Raw genomic sequence first — 17002 nt, forward strand, 5'->3', positions numbered from 1 at the left:
ATATTAGCTCACTTCTAGCTTGGTTTAAGCGGTTGTCTCGTAAGGGATAGCGCAAAATTAAATGGGAATTTGGTGAGAATCCAAAACTGTACCCGCAACTGTAATTGCCTACACTCAATTAAAAGTAGGCATAAGTCAGATATCAGCCAAGCCTGAACCACTCAGTTTTGCAGTTTTTGGCTGGCAGCCAAGGGTGCATAACGCTGAGCATTGATCGTGCGGGAATACACGTTTCAAAATGTCGCCTTAATCCGTAACTCAAGCGTCATTTTCCCGTTTACTTATTGCTTTGAATGCCTTCAATTAGCGAATGACTGAAGGGACGTAAATTGGAATTGCCTATTCATCATGCTTGATGTCAAACACGCTGCTTTTCAAATTAACAATAAGCATATTCTTAAAGACGTAAGCTTCAACTTACCGACAGGCCAAATTTTGGGCGTGCTTGGCGCTAATGGTGCAGGCAAAACAACGCTGTTGAAAATGATAGCGGGCCAGCGTGCGAGCAAAGATATGATTTATTGGCATGGCCGTCCCATAGAGTCCTTATCGCACAATGAAAAAGCCAAACAAATCGCGGTGGTCAATCAATTTAATCACAATGTCTTTTCTCTAGATCTTGAGCAGATAATCAGTATGGGACTGCTGCCCCACCAACGCCTCTTTAGCCGAGTATCCGCTCAACAAAAACATACCATAGCAGATGCGCTTGCCAAGGTAGGTTTGCTAGCGCAGCGCAAACAAGCATTTCATACTTTATCGGGCGGAGAGCAGCAAAGAGGATTGCTTGCCAGAGCACTGGTTCAAAGGGCACATTTAATTGTACTGGATGAACCCATCAATCACTTAGACGTGTTTTACCAGCATCAAATACTGCATTTATTGAAACAGCTTGCTACAGCAAGAGGCTTATGTGTGGTGATGAGTTTGCACGATGTTAATTTGGCGGCAAACTACTGCGACACATTATGTTTACTTAACGAAGGACAAATGTTAGCACAAGGTGCTCCTCAAGATGTATTGACGGAAACCTTGTTGCAAAGTGCATTTAAAACACCTTGTAAGGTATTTCCAGCAAGCCAGCAGCACGCATTACGGGTTGAATTTCTGCCACATAGCGCGCCTCATATTGACGCTCAATTTGGTCAGGACAATTTAATATGAAGACACCCATGGTTTGGTTTTTCATCGCTTTAGCGTTACTGAGCGTTTTCGGCGGACTATTTTTTGGTGCGGCTGAGTTGTCGGTCGAAGAAATCTATCATTGTGTTACCCGTCACTGCTCGCAAAGTGTCAATGAAATTATTTTTTGGCAGGTACGCGTGCCGCGTGTAGCCGTTGGCTTTCTGGTCGGCGCGGGGCTTGCGGTAGCAGGTGCCACTTTACAGAATGTGTATCATAACGGATTAGCTGACCCTTATTTGTTCGGCGTTGTGTCAGGTGCAGGATTAGGTGCCAGCATCGCCACGCTACTGTTCACCGGCTCAGCCACTGTAGAGAGTGAAATACTGTCTGGCTTGGCCAGTATTCCGTTTTCCATCGCCTTGCCGTTGTCGGCATTTTTAGGTGCGTTTTTCGCAGTCATAATAGTGCAAATTCTGGCTAGCAAGCTGTTTGGAAATCGCACTGAACAGTTATTATTAGCGGGCGTTGCCGTATCCTTCATGCTCAGTGCATTGAGTCACTTTATACTTTTTAGTGCCGAGCCTTTTGCTGCCAACAAAGTGATTTTCTGGCTACTGGGCAGCTTAGCTCGAGCTGAAATGTGGTTCGTGTGGATCATGCTGCCCGTAGTCAGCATCAGTGTTGTTGTATTGTGGCTATTTGGCCGTCATATGGATGCCATGTTATTGGGTGATGAAAGTGCTAAAGCGTTAGGGGTGAGAGTGAATCTAATGCGTATGGGCGTTTTGATAATTTGTGCAGCATTAACTTCTTGTATCGTTGCTTATTGCGGTGGGATTGGCTTTGTTGGTTTGATGATCCCGCACATAGTACGAAATTGGTTAGGTGTTACCACCCGTATTCTAATCCTCGGCTGTGTTCTAGTTGGCGGCGTATTTTTAGTCTGGATTGATGTACTCGCCCGAGTGCTAGTTGAAAACCAAGAAATCCCAATCGGAATTATTACCTCTGCAATCGGCAGTGTGTTTTTCTTATTAGCGCTTAACAAGGTAAGAAGATGAGTAGCACAATCAGTTACCCAATGAGCACCAAAACCCACACCCGTTTTATTATAGGACTGATATTCTATGTATTCTTTAGCAGCGCATGGGCTCTCGCCCAAACTCCAAAGCAGCAAGCGGGGCAATTGAAGCTCATCGCCCTTTCTCCGCATTTGGTAGAGTTACTTTATGAGCTAGGCGCTCAAGAGCATATCATCGCAACGACTACCTCATCGGACTATCCCGACGACGCTAGGCACATTTTGACGGTGGGTGATCACAGTCGCTTACAGATAGAAAAGATCATTCAATTGCAGCCCGATATTATTCTCGCATGGAAAAGTGGCAACCCTCTGGATGATCTGTCTCGGCTTGAATCCTATGGACTCAGAGTAGAATATTTTGACCCAAAAGTGTTGAGTGATGTAGCAGCGGATATTCGTCGACTGGGTGAGCTTGTTGAAAAATCTCCCTTGGCAGAGATCTTAGCCAACCAGTTTTTACAACGCCTAACACAGATAACTAGCCGTTACAGCAAACGACAAGCCGTCAGTGTCTTTTTTGAGATTTGGCCAAGTCCCCTGCAGACTGTAAGCGGTGGTTCTTGGCCACAACAGCAATTACAGGCTTGTGGCGCAGACAATATCATTCAAAACAGTACTGAGGATTACCCGTCAATATCCATTGAGCAAGTACTTACTAACCAACCTCAAGTGATTATACAACCGCGCTCTGAACGTGCCCCTGCAAGTGCCATTTTTGATTGGACCACTTACCCCTTTATTCCTGCTGTAAAGCATCATTTTATCTTGCACCCTAATGCCGATAAAATGTATCGCATGACTCGCAGAGTTTTGGATGAGATTGATTCACTTTGCCAAAGTATCGATCAAGCTAGGCAGTTCTACCTCTCTAGTAAGTAGGCACTCACACACCCCACAAAACCCATTCCTTTTAAGCATCTGATTTAGATGTTTACGAGGTGGCGTGTTTCATTCCTCCTAGACAATTGGGAGAATCAGGTGAATTGCCATATAAATTATGCCATTCATCATGGGTGTAAGTGTGCAACGCTAAAGCGTGAATTTGCTCTGCGAGTTCTTCTTTCAATACGGCATTGACGGCACGATGACGGTTAATTAAACGCTCACCGGTGAATTTAGGTGTGACCAACACCACCTTAAAATGGGTTTCAGATCCGCGTGGCACATTGTGCATGAAGCTTTCGTTAATAACTTCCAGATGGGCCGGATCGAAATGAGACAGTAATTTTTTCTCGATATTATTTTGAATATTCATTGGCATTCTCTGAGTGTGTTGTTATTAAAAATAGCCTTTTTTCTCGGTAGTTTGAAACTAAATTTTACCCAATTGTAGTAAGTGACTGAGACAACTAGATATAATTTCTAAGCATGAAACTCACGTTAATTATAACTAGGTTGCAGAAGCTAAAATAGTCCTAAAAGTCAAGTTTATCCTACCCATCAATGGTGCTGTACGTTTGGTGATACCGTGTTGCCAATATCGCTGAGTTGCACCGGCCATAACTAACAAGCTGCCACTTTGAAGGGGGATTCGATAAGTCTGTGCATTGTCTTTTCGCTTAAAGTCAAAGTCTCTTACTTGGCCTAAGGTAACTGATGCGATAGTTGGATAAGGGCCTAATTCAGGCTCATTGTCACTGTGCCAGCCCATGCTATCTTGACCGTCGCGATACCAATTGGCTAAAACTGAATTGAACTGACATTGGGTCAACGCTTCGATGTCTTGCTTGACTCGCAAAAGGTCATCGGTCCAAGCCATCGGCGTCATGTGTAACCCTGAATAGCTATACTGGGCATCTGCATCGCCGTACCAAGCCTGTAAGCGCGGAATTTTCACTTGTCTACCAAAGAGTTTGATAGAATCTTGCCGCCATGCCAAACCTGTGCTTAATTTCTGATACAATTGCGCGGCTGCGTCACTATCAATAAAGTGCGACATATAACGAACGTCTGCATCCGCTAGCGGCAGCGATTCAAATGTACGGGTAGATGAAGAAAATAAATCCTGTTGCATACCGGTTATTACGAAGGTGGTCCTAATTTAGATGAATACGTGTTTTCAGTTTCTTGATAAAACCTTGGAGTTATACCGTTATCCAAAACGTTTCATGCATCCCAGTTGGCAGGCATGGGATTCAGCAGATGAACTGCTCATCAACTACGTTGTGGAACAACAGCCTGACTACGCTAATGCGCACTTTTTAATATTAAATGACGATTTCGGGGCATTGACCAGCTGGCTGTCGCCCGCCCGCATTACCCACGTGTCTGACTCATTAATCGCGCAAAAGTCTTGCCAGAAAAACATTCAGCTTAATCATAGTAACCCAACTTTTGTAGAGTATCGAAATAGTTTAGAGTCTTTGCCTGATTCACCTGATTGGGTTTTGCTCAAAATACCCAGAACTACCGCGCTGCTAGAGTATCAACTCGCTCAGATCCGTAAAGTGATCAGCCCTACAACAAGGATAATGGCGGGCGCCAAAGCGAAGTCTATTCAAAAGTCCACCTTGTCACTATTTGAAAAATATCTCGGTAATACGCATACCTCACTGGCGAAAAAGAAATCTCGTTTGGTGTTTAGCCAACCGCAGTTTCCGTTGACTGACTTGTCGCTTCCTGAGCCAACGCGTTGGAAAAGCGATGATGGCGTATTGCATGTCGTTAACCATGCTAACGTTTTCGCTCGACAACAGATGGATATTGGCGCCCGACATCTTGCAGCTTGTTTACCTGATTGTGAGGGCAAGCGTATCGCAGACTTAGGCTGTGGTAATGGCATTATTGGTTTGACCGTTTTGCAACGCACTCAACACGCTAAAGTGACTTTTATTGACGAGTCTTATATGGCGGTAGCATCAGCTAAGGAAAATGTTAGATTGAACTTTCCTGAGAGGCTGGTTGATTGTGAGTTTGTAGTAAGCAATTGCCTTGAACAACTCGATAAAGAAACTCAATTTGATATTGTATTATGTAATCCACCTTTTCATCAGCAAAATACAGTAACCGATCATATCGCCTATCAAATGTTCGACGACAGCAAGACCAAATTGGTGAAAGGCGGAGAATTGAGAATAATTGGCAACCGACATTTGGATTATCCACAAACTCTCAAACGCCTGTTTGGCGGATATGAAGTGGTTGGTAGTGATCCTAAATTTAGTATTCTTTCATCACACAAATAGATAACCTGAATGCGGGTTCACAGATAGTCACAATTAACCCAGAGATCGCTTATGAAAAATATTATTATCGCCCTTATTATTTTGTTTAACGCCACTGTGGCAATTGCCCAAAGTAAAAAAGATGGCTCTCATATTCAACCCGATAATTATTATCCCAAAGTAATGCTTCATACCAGTATGGGTAACATCACCGTTGAGTTATATCGCGCCAAAGCGCCCATTGCGGTGAATAATTTCTTGCGCTACGTGGAACGGGGGCGTTATGAAGGATTGCTGTTTCATCGTATCGTGCCTAATTTTGTGGTTCAAACTGGCGGATATGACACCGATTTTAAAGGTATTAAGACGTTCCCTAAAATATTCAACGAATCGGGTAACGGACTAAAAAACGAGGCCTACACCATTGCCATGGCACGAGACAATGACCCGCATTCAGCAATGAGCCAGTTTTACTTTAATCTAAGAGACAATGAGAGTTTGGACCCTGGTAAAAATTGGGGATATACCGTATTCGGTTATGTCACAGAAGGTACCGAAATCATTGATGCTATGGCCGAGGTAGAAACCGAATACAATGTTACCGTCAGGTGGCATGATGTACCCAAGCAGCCGATAATTTTAGAAAAGGTCACGATTCTTCCCCCCTTTGAAGCTGTTCCTGCTCAAACCAGTACAGCGCCAGAAGAGGGATAAAAATCACCTAGTTATCGCGCGTCAAAATTTCGCTTAATATACAATAACGATTGTTGGTTAGTGGGTTCGATAAGCTTACTAAATTCGAACCCCAACCTTTCAATTAACTTAATCGAGGCTTTATTGAGTGGCGATATAGTGGCATAGACAGTATCTAAACTATAGCGCGACACATCGTGTTGCAATACGCCTTGACACGCCTCAAACGTCAGGCCTTGACCTCTGAATTGAGGTAATATCGCGTAGCCAATGTCTGGTTTATCTAAATAGTCGCGCTGCAAAAGACCGCACACGCCCATGGGTGTGTTATCGGTCAAACTTTCAAATATGTACATACCAAAGCCATGATTTCGATAACAGCTCAGTGGACCGTCTTTAATAAACGCTTCGGCCTGCGTTTCATCATGTACATTGCGGTCGCCAATGTGCGCTATCCATTGCGGATCATTCACTAACGAGATGACAAATTGCCGATCCTGCATGCTAAACTTGCGCAGTCGTAAGCGAGCAGTTTTATGCTGCCAATCAGTCTCTTTCATGGGTTATCTGCTGGTTTAACGGGGGTTACTTTAACCGAACGTACTTTATTTTTACCTGCTTTTTTAGCCATATACAACGCTTTATCTGCTTTTTCGATAAGCGCGATATGACTCTCTTTTTCGCTAACTCCAAGCCCAATACTAATGGTGACCGCAATATCTTGGTGTTCACGATTTAACTTACTGACTTCATCTCGCATGCGATCCGCTATTTGCATACCGTTATTGTGACCGGTTTCCACCAGTACAACTAAAAACTCATCTCCTCCCATGCGACCCACATAATCTATATCACGCACATGCAACTTGATGGCTTCCGATACATCAACCAAAACCCGGTCACCTAACACATGACCGTAAGCATCATTAATGTGTTTAAAATTATCGATATCAATCATCAGTAAACAAAGGGGATGGTCGAAACGCTCACTGCGAGCTAATTCTCGAGTCAATATTTGATCAACCGCACGCCTATTTAGCAGACCGGTTAAATGATCTTGTTGTGCCAGCAATTTTAACTGTCGATTATTGCTATTTAACTCACTGAGCGCTTCAAACTGTTTCACTCGCATTGCTTCTGTCATGTTAGCTAACACAATACAAATAATCGAGGTGGTCAATCCCGTCGCTATCAATGGCGAAGCAATTTGAATATCAATGTTGATGAATAACAACGTTGCTAAAACGCAAAACGCCAAAGTAATGATTACGGAAAGCAACACAAGATGACCTTGCAATGTAAAGCAGATCACGATCATGATGACCGCAAAAGGAGTCAAACCTAAGCCAACTTGAGCTCCTAAAACAGACAGAAAAATAGCCACACATGTCATAAATACCGGGAACATCACTTCAATAAATGTCGCTACGGGCGTCAATGCCGGCAAATACTTCAGTTTGGACAAGAAAAGAATATTAAACGCAGGATAAATAATGGAAAACCCGTACAACAGAGTGTACGGCATCATTTCAGTATTAAACACTGCTAGACCGAGTCGAAAGTGGTGCAGCAAATGCAAACCAAACAACACACAGGCAAGCAACGAAAAGTACATGACGTACTTTAAATTGTTGGCATTGCAATGCAATTCATACTCTGCCTTTAAGGCAGGTTTGGGTTTGGGAAACAATCGAGACATTGCCAAACCATATACTTTGGTCGTATCCATACTGACATGATGCCCATGTGGTTATTGCTAAAACAGAATAACGTTAACTGAGTGTAGCAAAAAACCTAAGTGGGACAATCACTTTAGAATGAATATTTTTTAATCATATTTGGCTTTGCTAAGATTCACGCGTTATCGATAAAAAAGCTCATAGTCTGCTCTATTCGACTTGATTGGCGCTTTAACATCATTAATCGGTCAAATCCTAGCGCTACGCCAGCACAGTCAGGCAATCCTTGGTGCATTGCCTGAATAAACAAATTATCAATTGTGATGGTTGGCAGTCCTTTGGATTGGCGTAACAGGTTATCGTTTTCAAACCGAGTCAGTTGTTCTTGGGGGTCACCCAATTCATGATATCCGTTAGCCAATTCAATGCCTTTGTAATAGACCTCAAATCGTCTAGCAATGCGCGGATCCTCAGGCTCCAGTTTAGCCAACGCGGCCTGAGACGCTGGAAAATTGACCAGCGCGACTGGACGCTCTTGACTTAATTGAGGCTCGATTAATTCACAACACAGCAATTGTAATAACACATCTTTATTGGTTTCAGATTGCGCAATATCGTTAAATCCCAGCCGACTTGTTTGCTGTTGTAAATGCGCAAGGCTGATGTCTAACGGATCGAAATCACAATAGCGAATAAATGCCTGCTGATAGGTCACTATTTCTAAGGGCGGCGTATCGAGTACTTCTTGCAACAACGCGTCCACTTCGTCAATCAATTGCCAATGATCAAAGCCTACACGATACCATTCGAGCATAGTGAATTCGGGATTATGGAATCGGCCGGCTTCTTCATTGCGAAACGCCTTACTCAATTGGTAAATAGAGCCGCTACCCGCACAAAGCAAACGTTTCATCGCGAACTCAGGTGAGGTTTGCAAATATAACACTTGCTCTTGACTGGATTGTGGGTGACTGAAGCGCGTTTCGAAGGCGCGTAAATTTACATCGGTGACGCTAGCCTGACTAAGCATTGGCGTTTCCACTTCCAACACATTACGCAAGGCAAAAAAGCCTCGTACCTGAGCCATCACCTGAGCTCGGGTGCGAAGACTATCCATACTGGCAGTAGGTTGCCAAGCGTCAAAATCAGCCATAATCGGGGATCTACTAAGTCAAAAATTTAAGATAAAAAAAGAGCCGGCTAAGCGGCTCTCTAGAACAGGTTAAGTATTTATTTTTGCGCGCGAGAAACGTATTCACCGCTGCGCGTGTCGACCTTAACCACTTCTCCAGTTTGCACAAAAAGCGGCACACGCACTACCGCTCCCGTCGCTAAGGTTGCTGGCTTGCCACCGGTTCCAGCGGTATCACCTTTAAGGCCTGGATCCGTTTCGGTAATTTCTAACTCGACAAAGTTAGGTGGGGTAACCGCGATCGGACTGCCATTCCACAATGTAATAGTGCAAGTATCATTTTCCACTAACCATTTCACATTCTCTCCTACGGCTTTTTCATCCGCAGCGATTTGCTCAAAGGTTTCATTATTCATAAAGTGATAGAATTCACCGTCATTGTACAAATAAGACAAATCGGTATCCATTACATCAGCGCCTTCTACTGAATCGCCTGATCTAAAGGTTTTCTCAAGTACTTTACCTGAAATTAGCTTGCGAATTTTCACCCGATTGAAGGCTTGTCCTTTACCTGGTTTAACATATTCGTTCTCAAGAACGTTGCAAGGTTCGCCGTCGAGCATTATCTTAAGGCCCGCTTTGAATTCATTTGTGCTGTAATTAGCCATAAATCCTCTGAAATTAACTATTGAGTACACGTTTGGCGCTGATAATACCTAAAAAATTGATCACTGTAGAGAGTAACTGGCAAAAAGAACTCGCTCAGTGCTTTAAAGATCCGCAAAAACTATTGGATTTCGTCGAGCTATCAGGTGACGAATACCAAAAACATGCGCAAGCAAGGCGACTTTTCCCGATGCAAGTGCCGGTTCCGTTTGCCCAAAAAATACAGAAGGGTAACCCCCATGACCCCTTGTTATTGCAAGTGTTTCCGTTGTATGACGAATTTCTAGAGTCACCGGAATTTGTTGAAGACCCCTTATTAGAACAACAGGATCAACAGCAGGGAATTTTGCATAAATATCAATCCAGAGCATTGTTAATGGTACGCGGCGGCTGTGCGGTAAATTGTCGTTATTGTTTCAGACGACACTTCCCCTATGAACAAAACAGCTTGAATCGAAAGGGCTGGTTGGATGCACTTAAATACATTCAAGCGGATCCCAAGATCAACGAAGTCATATATTCCGGCGGCGACCCATTAATGGCAAAAGATGACTTTTTGCGATGGCTTACTGCCGAAATAGCGCGCATTCCTCACATTAAGCGGCTTCGTATTCACACTCGTCTTCCCGTGGTGATACCAAGCCGCATTGATGCGCAATTGCTGGATTGGATATCAGATAGTCGATTGCAAATAGTGATGGTACTGCACATTAACCATGCCAATGAGATTGATGATGTGTTAACGGCTAAAATGCAGATGCTGCGCGATGCTGGCGTGACCTTACTAAATCAATCGGTATTGTTGCGCCACATTAACGATTCGTCAGCGTCATTAATTAACTTAAGTAATCGATTATTTGATGCGGGAATATTGCCATACTATTTACACATGTTAGACAAGGTAAAGGGCGCAGCACACTTTAACGTTGATGAGAAAGAGGCACGAGGAATAATGGCTGAAGTAATAAAGCATTTGCCGGGCTTTTTAGTCCCCAAACTCGTCAGAGAGATTGGCGGACAGCCCGGCAAAACGCCTATTGATCTACATCTTCATCCCTAATTAGGCCGTTGTGTTAACGTTCGACCCAATTGCAGGATTAGACGAAACTTTTGGTACGTCAGCCGCTGATTCCAGCAACTGAAGCGTCGCTTGGCCTTTTATCTCTTGATCTGATTTCGCGAGTTGCAAGGCTTTTACTTCTAGCGACGCACCGGTAGTTCCAGATGTATTTACACCTTGAAGTTCCATACCAATTACCTCATTGCTTGTAGCAATATAAAAAAACAGGCAAAATTACCCGCTCACGGTCGTTATCGGCCTCTTTTTGAAATTCTTTAGTTCTATTTTAACCATTTTGAGATGTCCAACATGTCTACCATTTCCGATGCTGCTAAGCGCGCGTTGTTCGAGAAACTCGCTGAAAACATGCAATTAATTTACCGCAAAGCCATTGATGCGGATGACGTACTAGCCAAATTACAACAAAGTGGCAAAGGAAAATTTCAAAATGTCTTTACACAAGACGCCGGATTTACCGTGCAGAGCAAGCGTTTCATGCCCTATGTGAAAGAGTTAGCTGGCCAAGTCGTTGAACTTGAGCAGGAGCAGGACGAAGAGCTGCAAATTAAACTTGCCGAAATCGTTAAAAAGATGGAACTACTGCTGAGTACGCTTAACCAATTTAAGAGCTCGGTATAACGTCAAAGGTTGTTTTTTGAGCGTTTTGTACCATAATTAAGGTGTGCTCTATAAGCTCACTTGCTTGCGTAATTGCGGTATAAAATGAGGTTGGCAATCGATGGAAATTGATGTCGTTAGTCGTCTAAATAATCTGTCTTTGAATCAGCTATCTTCTGCTGATAGCCAAACTCGTACCATAAATGCGTTCGGAATAGGTGCCGCGAATCAACCGGAAGTAGAACTCTCCCCCCAAGCACGTATTTTGCAGCAGAACGAGCGCGATCAACAAGAGCGCGCTAGCAACCTCGACCAAAACAAAGATGCCACCGAAGCTGAAAGTTTGACCGGAACCGATTTTGTCAGAGTATCCAGCAGTGTTGGCACTGCGGCCCGAAACAATCTAAGCACCGAAAAAGCCACCGAAGTCTATCGTTCAATCCAAGACTTGTTGTAGATCTATTGATTAACCATCCCGGCTAATGCCGTTAATCTAATACAATGATCACATTTGGCAGATTATAGAACGACCTTTCAGCCAAGCTCACTAACCGCTCGACATTTGACTGATTAAGCAAAATGTTGGTTGCATGGTTTGAATCAACGGTCCCATACACGTTAAGAGTCGCTCCCCCTCACATCAATAATCAACTAAGTTAGCCGAGTTATTGAAAGCCAGTCGCCCAAGATCGGTTTTAAACCCTCGGTGCTAGATTATTATCCTTGGTGTACGAAACATGTACTGATGCATATTTACAAGGACACCCACCATTTTGAACTTGTAGTTAAAGATGGGTGTCCTTGTAAATATTAACTTGTAGTTAAAGATGGGTGTCTCGTTAATTCGATTCTTCGATTAGTTGGCTTGTGTGACGGTTAAATTTATACAACTATGATGATCGGAGTCGATTAGGAATTATTGGGACCCATGAAAGAAGTTAGTGTTGAGTTTGAAACGGTTTTAAACGGTGCATTGGCAATCGGCCATCGCCCAAGATTAAAGAATATCTCGGTATACAAAGAACTCGGTGTGACGCATGTTTGGACGTTACTGTCTGAAAAAGAAGGTGCGTTAGAAATAAAATCAGCCTCTAGAAAAGCAGGATTGGAGTGGATATGGCTTCCTTTAGCCAATGGAAAACCTCCCGAGGAAAAAATGCTTCCACAAATAACCGACAGTTTTTCGGAATGTAAGTCCTATTTAAATGACAATGCAAAGATCTATTTGCATTGTTCTGCAGGTATCCACAGGACCGGGATGATTTCATACGCTTTCCTGCGCTATTTAAAAATATCCGAGCAACAAGCGATGAGTAAACTACTAAGAATGCGGGCCCTTACTCAAGGTGGAGTTGGACATGAACGATTGGAGTGGGGCAATCGACACTTTGGAGATTCTATCTGATCGACTACTTTCAATAGACCATCAACGCTTACTACTTTTGTATATAAAGCTTGATGTCTCATTGTAATGCCCTACTTATTTCAGACTTTTTATGAAGTTAATTTTCAGTACCAACAAAGGTACATCAATTCGGAGTAGATTATGTCGCCTTTACTAATAGTCATATCATCAACGTTGATCGCTGGTTTAACAATGGCTCTAGGGGCGGTAATTGCATACCTTGAAAGGATAGAGAATAAGTGGATTGAAGAAGAAATTAGACACGGTGTTATGGCCTTTGGGGGTGGCGCACTCTTATCAGCAGTTGCCTTGGTTCTCATCCCAGAAGGCATATCCCACCTAAGCCCGTTAACGGCTAGTATTTCGTTTATAATAGGCGGGCTCAGTTTCATGTTCCTTGATATTTTTCTTAAAAAAATCAATACTCCAGCAGGCCAACTCGCTGCAATGCTTGCTGATTTCATACCTGAATCCATCGCGCTAGGTGCGGCTTTCGCAACAGGAAATAGTAATGCCATTTTACTTGCCGCTTTAATAGGGCTGCAAAATCTACCTGAAGGATTTAGCGCATATCGAGAGCTAAATGCGACTTCTACTTACAAACCTCAAAAAATTATTATGCTGTTTTCTTTAATGGCGATTCTTGGGCCCATTTCTGGTGTGTCTGGATTTCTTTGGCTATCAGAATATCCAGAAGCTGTATCAGTAATTATGGTTTTTGCATCAGGAGGGATCCTCTACTGCATATTCCAAGATTTAGCTCCGCAGGTCAGACTAGAAAAACATTGGTTGCCTCCAATGGGAGCAGTATTAGGTTTTGTACTTGGTATGGTTGGTCTCATGATGACAACATAATGCGAAATAAAGTCGGTTTAAATGGCTGAGAAAAGTTACAAACCTTCCATGTCCAGTAATGCTTAAAAACACCAGCGTAAAAGGTGTTTTACTTAAGATTTTGAATCGCATGCCCGTCATTTTTATGAAGACACCCACCTCATAAGCCTAGATCGTTAACATGGGTGTCCCGTTAATTGCTGTTAATTCTCAGGCATCGAGGCGTATAGGGGGAGTGCGGCGATACGTTGATTGATGTTGTCAACTTGTTGTTTATATTCTGGGCTATTGACGGTGTTGTATTGGTCAGAGAATTCGCTTTTACTTAACCCCTCTGGCAGGGATTCAATCGTTGGAAAGAAGTCCGATTCATTGTTGATATTGGCTAATGCCCGTTGAACCTGTTTGGCTGTATCAGGATCCATAGCGGCAACGGCCAGTTTTAGTCCGGCTAAATCTGCCGCTAGATCAGCAAAGCTGAATCCACTGCCACCTTCGGCTCTATCCATCAACTCTTTAAACTCACCTATTGCCATGCTGATCCCTTGTTCAGAAAGAATTTTAATCGCCGCTGAGATAACAAAATGCTGTGTTAGATCAGAGCGGTTAGCGAGCATGGGACGATATCTTGGCATTACCACTTTGCCCGGAAAAGGTTGTACCTCACCGACAAAATTGGCCAGCCGGTGATGACCAGTGTATATCGCCAGGGCCAGCAAAGCGGCTTCGTTTTCGGTCACCGCAGAGGTGTCAGTGCTGTTCATCTGAGCACGTTTGAACAACGGTACCATAAAATCAGCAAGAGAAAGCCCAGGACGATGTTGGGGAATATCAAGTTGCGACAAAAACGTCAAATAATGCGTTACTCGCTTGCGTAATGCTTCATTGTCAGCTCCACCCAGACCATTCTTAATTTGATTTAGTTGCGCTAAAAAATCATGGATAGGCACAAGGGTGAAGGTCACACTTTTATTATCCACTTGTACTTGTGATACTTGCTGGAGTGCTAACTCTCCAATATCACTTTGGGTTCGCCAGTTGATAATTGCTGTTACGACTGACAAAACCCAATCAGGAGAAAGAGCTAGATCACCAACTTTAACGTTCTTTAGTTCGATACCTGGAGCGCTAACTAACTGACCTTGCAAGTTGAGGTAGCCCTCTACACCGGCAAAGTGCACACGGTAACTGGCCAGCAATGTTAATTTATTGTCTTCGGTAACGAGTTTACCGGAAAAGTCAGGTACAGCCCGTTGTGAAAAGCCCAGTAAACTATTTATCTGTTGATAAGACATAACTACGCTTTGCGGGACGAATCGATTACGAGTAATTTGTCGTGCTTGTTTGAGTAATGCATTGACAGAGTCTGCATCATCAACTTGCTGATGCGCCGACGAAACTGCCTTTGGCTCGCTCTCCAACACTAATATAGCCAAGAGCAAAGTCAAAAGCACAATGGCTATAAAGCTGCCAAACAGGAGTTTAATGAAGCCAGACATAAGGACTTATTGGCAATACAAAGACATGTTGGCCAACGAAAAGTATTTTTAACGTCATCGTTTTAGTGTATCGATCCATTCTCTACAGCAGCGACTTGGGCCACAAATACCACAGATGTGCAGCAAACACCGAATAGTCTAACCAAGTTACAGCTCCACTTCTGCCATATTGCCTTTCGATTCTAACCAGACTTTGCGATCGGGTGCGCGTTTTTTGGAAAGTAACATGTCCATCAATTCGAGCATTTGTTCCGCGTCACCTACAGTGAGCTGAACCAATCTGCGAGTGTTTGGATCCATGGTGGTCTCGCGCAACTGCATTGGGTTCATCTCGCCTAAGCCTTTGAAACGTTGAACATTGACTTTGCCGCGCTTTTTCTCTGCTTCAATGCGATCCAAAATCCCTTGTTTCTCACCTTCATCTAGCGCGTAATAGACTTCTTTGCCCACATCGATGCGAAATAACGGCGGCATAGCAACATACACATGACCTTGATTTACCAAAGTGCGGAAATGTTTCACAAATAAAGCACATAGCAAGGTGGCGATATGCAGTCCATCGGAGTCAGCGTCGGCAAGAATACATATTTTGCCGTAACGTAGTCCGGATAGATCGTCGGAATCAGGATCAATGCCTAAGGCAACAGAGATATCGTGAATTTCTTGCGAGGCAAGCACTTGAGACGAGTCGACTTCCCAGCTATTTAATATTTTTCCACGCAACGGCATGATGGCCTGAAAAACCCTATCCCGAGCCTGCTTCGCTGATCCACCAGCAGAATCACCTTCAACCAAAAACAGTTCAGAACGTTCAATATCTTGATTAGTACAATCAGTCAATTTGCCTGGCAACGCAGGCCCCTGAGTGATTTTTTTACGAGCAACCTTTTTACTTTGACGAAGTCGGCGCTGGGCATTGTTTATGCACATGTCTGCCAGCAACTCGGCGACATCGGTATGTTGATTCAGCCATAAGCTGAAGGCGTCTTTCACCACGCCTGACACAAAAGCGGCCGCTTGACGCGAAGAAAGCCGTTCTTTCGTTTGTCCTGCGAACTGTGGATCTTCCATTTTAGTCGACAGAATGTAGGCGCATCTATCCCAAATATCTTCAGGTGAAAGCTTTACGCCTCGTGGCAGTAAGTTTCTGAATTCACAAAACTCTCGCATCGACTCCAGTAAGCCTTGGCGAAGACCGTTAACGTGCGTGCCACCTTGTGCCGTTGGGATCAGGTTAACGTAACTTTCGGTGATCATTTCGCCGCCTTCGGGCAACCACATCACGGCCCAGTCGGCCGCTTCATGATTACCGGCTAGCTTGCCCACGAAAGGTGCGTCTTCGGGCAAGGTGACATAATCACTTACCGCTTGATACAAATAATCTCTAAGACCGTCTTCGAAATACCACTCTTGGGTTTCTTTGCTAATTTTGTTATCGAACTTAATCCGCAAACCTGGGCATAACACCGCTTTGGCACGTAAAATATGTAAAAGTTTAGATACTGAGAATTTGGCCGAGTCAAAGTACACTGGATTTGGCCAAAATTTAACGCTGGTGCCCGAATTACGTTTTCCACAGGTGTCGATTATGGTTAAGTCTTCTACTTTGTCACCGTTTTCAAAGGCCATACTGTACACATTACCATCGCGCCTAATAAGCACTTCAACACGATTAGACAGGGCATTGACCACTGAAATACCGACGCCATGAAGACCGCCAGAGAACTGATAGTTTTTGTTCGAAAATTTGCCGCCCGCATGCAGCTTGGTCATGATGACTTCAACCCCAGAAATCCCTTCTTCGGGATGGATATCCACTGGCATACCGCGTCCATCATCAATTACTTCTATGGACTGATCTTCAAAAAGCGTCACTTTGATACTGGAAGCAAAGCCTGCCAGCGCTTCATCGACACTATTATCAATCACTTCTTGGCTAAGGTGGTTTGGGCGGGTTGTGTCGGTATACATACCCGGACGGCGCTTGACTGGCTCCAGACCGTTTAAGACTTCAATTGCTTCAGAATTATATTGATTTGACAT

At 43.7% G+C, this 17002-nt stretch carries 19 protein-coding genes and 1 riboswitch; of the genes, 10 read left to right on the forward strand and 9 right to left on the reverse strand.

Translation table 11 applies throughout. The annotated features are described in order from the left end of the window. The first annotated feature begins 3 nt into the window (after positions 1 to 3). Positions 4 to 165, forward strand: a riboswitch (cobalamin riboswitch). A gap of 183 nt (positions 166 to 348) precedes the next feature. From ABD036_RS04490 to ABD036_RS04500, 3 genes are read left to right on the forward strand one after another with little or no spacing between them, the layout of a single operon-like run. Next, positions 349 to 1164 (forward strand): ABC transporter ATP-binding protein, encoded by an 816-nt coding sequence (locus ABD036_RS04490; RefSeq protein WP_343856930.1) that lies wholly within the window; start codon positions 349 to 351, stop codon positions 1162 to 1164. Next, positions 1161 to 2186: a FecCD family ABC transporter permease gene (locus ABD036_RS04495; RefSeq protein ID WP_343856933.1), complete on the forward strand. Its 1026-nt coding sequence runs from the start codon at positions 1161 to 1163 to the stop codon at positions 2184 to 2186. Before ABD036_RS04490 ends, ABD036_RS04495 begins: the two co-directional genes overlap by 4 nt. Next, positions 2183 to 3088, forward strand: coding sequence for a helical backbone metal receptor (locus ABD036_RS04500; RefSeq protein ID WP_343856935.1), 906 nt, complete (start codon positions 2183 to 2185; stop codon positions 3086 to 3088). Before ABD036_RS04495 ends, ABD036_RS04500 begins: the two co-directional genes overlap by 4 nt. 52 nt (positions 3089 to 3140) lie before the next feature. Here the strand turns inward: ABD036_RS04500 and bolA are convergent, their stop codons facing one another. Then, a complete protein-coding gene (bolA, locus tag ABD036_RS04505; protein WP_343856937.1) occupies positions 3141 to 3464 on the reverse strand; it encodes a transcriptional regulator BolA in 324 nt (107 codons plus the stop codon). 135 nt (positions 3465 to 3599) lie between these two features. Further along, positions 3600 to 4223, reverse strand: coding sequence for an alpha-ketoglutarate-dependent dioxygenase AlkB family protein (locus ABD036_RS04510; protein ID WP_343856939.1), 624 nt, complete (start codon positions 4221 to 4223; stop codon positions 3600 to 3602). Between the two features lie 31 nt (positions 4224 to 4254). Here ABD036_RS04510 and ABD036_RS04515 point away from each other — a divergent pair, with 31 nt between their 5' ends. Both ABD036_RS04515 and ABD036_RS04520 read left to right on the forward strand, forming a co-directional pair. Further along, positions 4255 to 5394: a methyltransferase gene (locus tag ABD036_RS04515; protein WP_343856942.1), complete on the forward strand. Its 1140-nt coding sequence runs from the start codon at positions 4255 to 4257 to the stop codon at positions 5392 to 5394. Positions 5395 to 5445: 51 nt separating this feature from the next. Next, positions 5446 to 6087, forward strand: a complete 642-nt coding sequence (locus tag ABD036_RS04520) for a peptidylprolyl isomerase (RefSeq protein ID WP_343856943.1) — start codon at positions 5446 to 5448, stop codon at positions 6085 to 6087. Between the two features lie 11 nt (positions 6088 to 6098). Here ABD036_RS04520 and ABD036_RS04525 read toward each other — a convergent pair whose 3' ends face one another. The 4 genes from ABD036_RS04525 to efp all read right to left on the reverse strand — a co-directional run bounded on the left by ABD036_RS04525 (position 6099) and on the right by efp (position 9545). After that, on the reverse strand, positions 6099 to 6626 hold the full coding sequence (locus tag ABD036_RS04525; RefSeq protein WP_343856945.1) for a GNAT family N-acetyltransferase: 528 nt from the start codon (positions 6624 to 6626) through the stop codon (positions 6099 to 6101). Then, complete coding sequence (locus tag ABD036_RS04530) at positions 6623 to 7795, reverse strand: GGDEF domain-containing protein (RefSeq protein ID WP_343856948.1); 1173 nt, start codon at positions 7793 to 7795, stop codon at positions 6623 to 6625. The genes ABD036_RS04525 and ABD036_RS04530 overlap by 4 nt, the downstream gene beginning before the upstream one ends. Before the next feature lie 125 nt (positions 7796 to 7920). Continuing rightward, positions 7921 to 8898, reverse strand: a complete 978-nt coding sequence (gene epmA, locus ABD036_RS04535) for an elongation factor P--(R)-beta-lysine ligase (protein ID WP_343856950.1) — start codon at positions 8896 to 8898, stop codon at positions 7921 to 7923. 77 nt (positions 8899 to 8975) lie between these two features. Further along, positions 8976 to 9545 (reverse strand): elongation factor P, encoded by a 570-nt coding sequence (efp, locus tag ABD036_RS04540; protein WP_343856952.1) that lies wholly within the window; start codon positions 9543 to 9545, stop codon positions 8976 to 8978. Between the two features lie 32 nt (positions 9546 to 9577). Here efp and epmB point away from each other — a divergent pair, with 32 nt between their 5' ends. Then, complete coding sequence (gene epmB, locus ABD036_RS04545) at positions 9578 to 10603, forward strand: EF-P beta-lysylation protein EpmB (RefSeq protein WP_343857987.1); 1026 nt, start codon at positions 9578 to 9580, stop codon at positions 10601 to 10603. Here epmB and ABD036_RS04550 read toward each other — a convergent pair whose 3' ends face one another. Then, the gene (locus ABD036_RS04550; RefSeq protein WP_343856954.1) at positions 10604 to 10792 is read right to left on the reverse strand and encodes a hypothetical protein; all 189 of its coding nucleotides are present in this window, start codon (positions 10790 to 10792) and stop codon (positions 10604 to 10606) included. Between the two features lie 120 nt (positions 10793 to 10912). Here ABD036_RS04550 and ABD036_RS04555 point away from each other — a divergent pair, with 120 nt between their 5' ends. From ABD036_RS04555 to ABD036_RS04570, 4 genes are all read left to right on the forward strand, one after another. Further along, positions 10913 to 11242 carry a hypothetical protein gene (locus tag ABD036_RS04555; protein WP_343856956.1) on the forward strand — a complete coding sequence of 110 codons (330 nt, stop codon included), beginning with the start codon at positions 10913 to 10915 and terminating at the stop codon, positions 11240 to 11242. A 100-nt stretch (positions 11243 to 11342) separates the two neighbouring features. Further along, positions 11343 to 11678 (forward strand): hypothetical protein, encoded by a 336-nt coding sequence (locus ABD036_RS04560; protein WP_343856958.1) that lies wholly within the window; start codon positions 11343 to 11345, stop codon positions 11676 to 11678. Between the two features lie 471 nt (positions 11679 to 12149). After that, positions 12150 to 12626, forward strand: coding sequence for a protein-tyrosine phosphatase family protein (locus ABD036_RS04565; RefSeq protein ID WP_343856960.1), 477 nt, complete (start codon positions 12150 to 12152; stop codon positions 12624 to 12626). A 141-nt stretch (positions 12627 to 12767) separates the two neighbouring features. After that, entirely contained in the window at positions 12768 to 13481 is a 714-nt protein-coding gene (locus ABD036_RS04570; RefSeq protein ID WP_343856962.1) for a ZIP family metal transporter, read from the forward strand. A gap of 182 nt (positions 13482 to 13663) precedes the next feature. On the opposite strand, the gene ABD036_RS04575 is transcribed toward ABD036_RS04570, so the two are convergent. Both ABD036_RS04575 and parE read right to left on the reverse strand, forming a co-directional pair. Then, positions 13664 to 14959: a YfiM family lipoprotein gene (locus ABD036_RS04575; RefSeq protein WP_343856963.1), complete on the reverse strand. Its 1296-nt coding sequence runs from the start codon at positions 14957 to 14959 to the stop codon at positions 13664 to 13666. 147 nt (positions 14960 to 15106) lie between these two features. Further along, positions 15107 to 17002, reverse strand: coding sequence for a DNA topoisomerase IV subunit B (gene parE / locus ABD036_RS04580; RefSeq protein WP_343856965.1), 1896 nt, complete (start codon positions 17000 to 17002; stop codon positions 15107 to 15109).

It is taken from the genome of Aliiglaciecola litoralis (assembly GCF_039523355.1).
GTDB lineage: Bacteria > Pseudomonadota > Gammaproteobacteria > Enterobacterales > Alteromonadaceae > Aliiglaciecola > Aliiglaciecola litoralis.

Bases quoted from the DNA above. Each gene is read 5' to 3' on its own strand.
- ABD036_RS04490 (WP_343856930.1), top strand. From the start codon at position 349: ATGCTTGATGTCAAACACGCTGCTTTTCAAATTAACAATAAGCATATT.
- parE (WP_343856965.1), bottom strand. From the start codon at position 17,002: ATGTCAAATCAATATAATTCTGAAGCAATTGAAGTCTTAAACGGTCTG.
- ABD036_RS04520 (WP_343856943.1), top strand. From the start codon at position 5,446: ATGAAAAATATTATTATCGCCCTTATTATTTTGTTTAACGCCACTGTG.
- ABD036_RS04570 (WP_343856962.1), top strand. From the start codon at position 12,768: ATGTCGCCTTTACTAATAGTCATATCATCAACGTTGATCGCTGGTTTA.
- ABD036_RS04515 (WP_343856942.1), top strand. From the start codon at position 4,255: ATGAATACGTGTTTTCAGTTTCTTGATAAAACCTTGGAGTTATACCGT.
- ABD036_RS04495 (WP_343856933.1), top strand. From the start codon at position 1,161: ATGAAGACACCCATGGTTTGGTTTTTCATCGCTTTAGCGTTACTGAGC.
- bolA (WP_343856937.1), bottom strand. From the start codon at position 3,464: ATGAATATTCAAAATAATATCGAGAAAAAATTACTGTCTCATTTCGAT.
- ABD036_RS04555 (WP_343856956.1), top strand. From the start codon at position 10,913: ATGTCTACCATTTCCGATGCTGCTAAGCGCGCGTTGTTCGAGAAACTC.
- efp (WP_343856952.1), bottom strand. From the start codon at position 9,545: ATGGCTAATTACAGCACAAATGAATTCAAAGCGGGCCTTAAGATAATG.
- ABD036_RS04530 (WP_343856948.1), bottom strand. From the start codon at position 7,795: ATGGATACGACCAAAGTATATGGTTTGGCAATGTCTCGATTGTTTCCC.
- ABD036_RS04525 (WP_343856945.1), bottom strand. From the start codon at position 6,626: ATGAAAGAGACTGATTGGCAGCATAAAACTGCTCGCTTACGACTGCGC.
- ABD036_RS04500 (WP_343856935.1), top strand. From the start codon at position 2,183: ATGAGTAGCACAATCAGTTACCCAATGAGCACCAAAACCCACACCCGT.
- ABD036_RS04560 (WP_343856958.1), top strand. From the start codon at position 11,343: ATGGAAATTGATGTCGTTAGTCGTCTAAATAATCTGTCTTTGAATCAG.
- ABD036_RS04510 (WP_343856939.1), bottom strand. From the start codon at position 4,223: ATGCAACAGGATTTATTTTCTTCATCTACCCGTACATTTGAATCGCTG.
- ABD036_RS04575 (WP_343856963.1), bottom strand. From the start codon at position 14,959: ATGTCTGGCTTCATTAAACTCCTGTTTGGCAGCTTTATAGCCATTGTG.
- ABD036_RS04550 (WP_343856954.1), bottom strand. From the start codon at position 10,792: ATGGAACTTCAAGGTGTAAATACATCTGGAACTACCGGTGCGTCGCTA.
- ABD036_RS04565 (WP_343856960.1), top strand. From the start codon at position 12,150: ATGAAAGAAGTTAGTGTTGAGTTTGAAACGGTTTTAAACGGTGCATTG.
- epmA (WP_343856950.1), bottom strand. From the start codon at position 8,898: ATGGCTGATTTTGACGCTTGGCAACCTACTGCCAGTATGGATAGTCTT.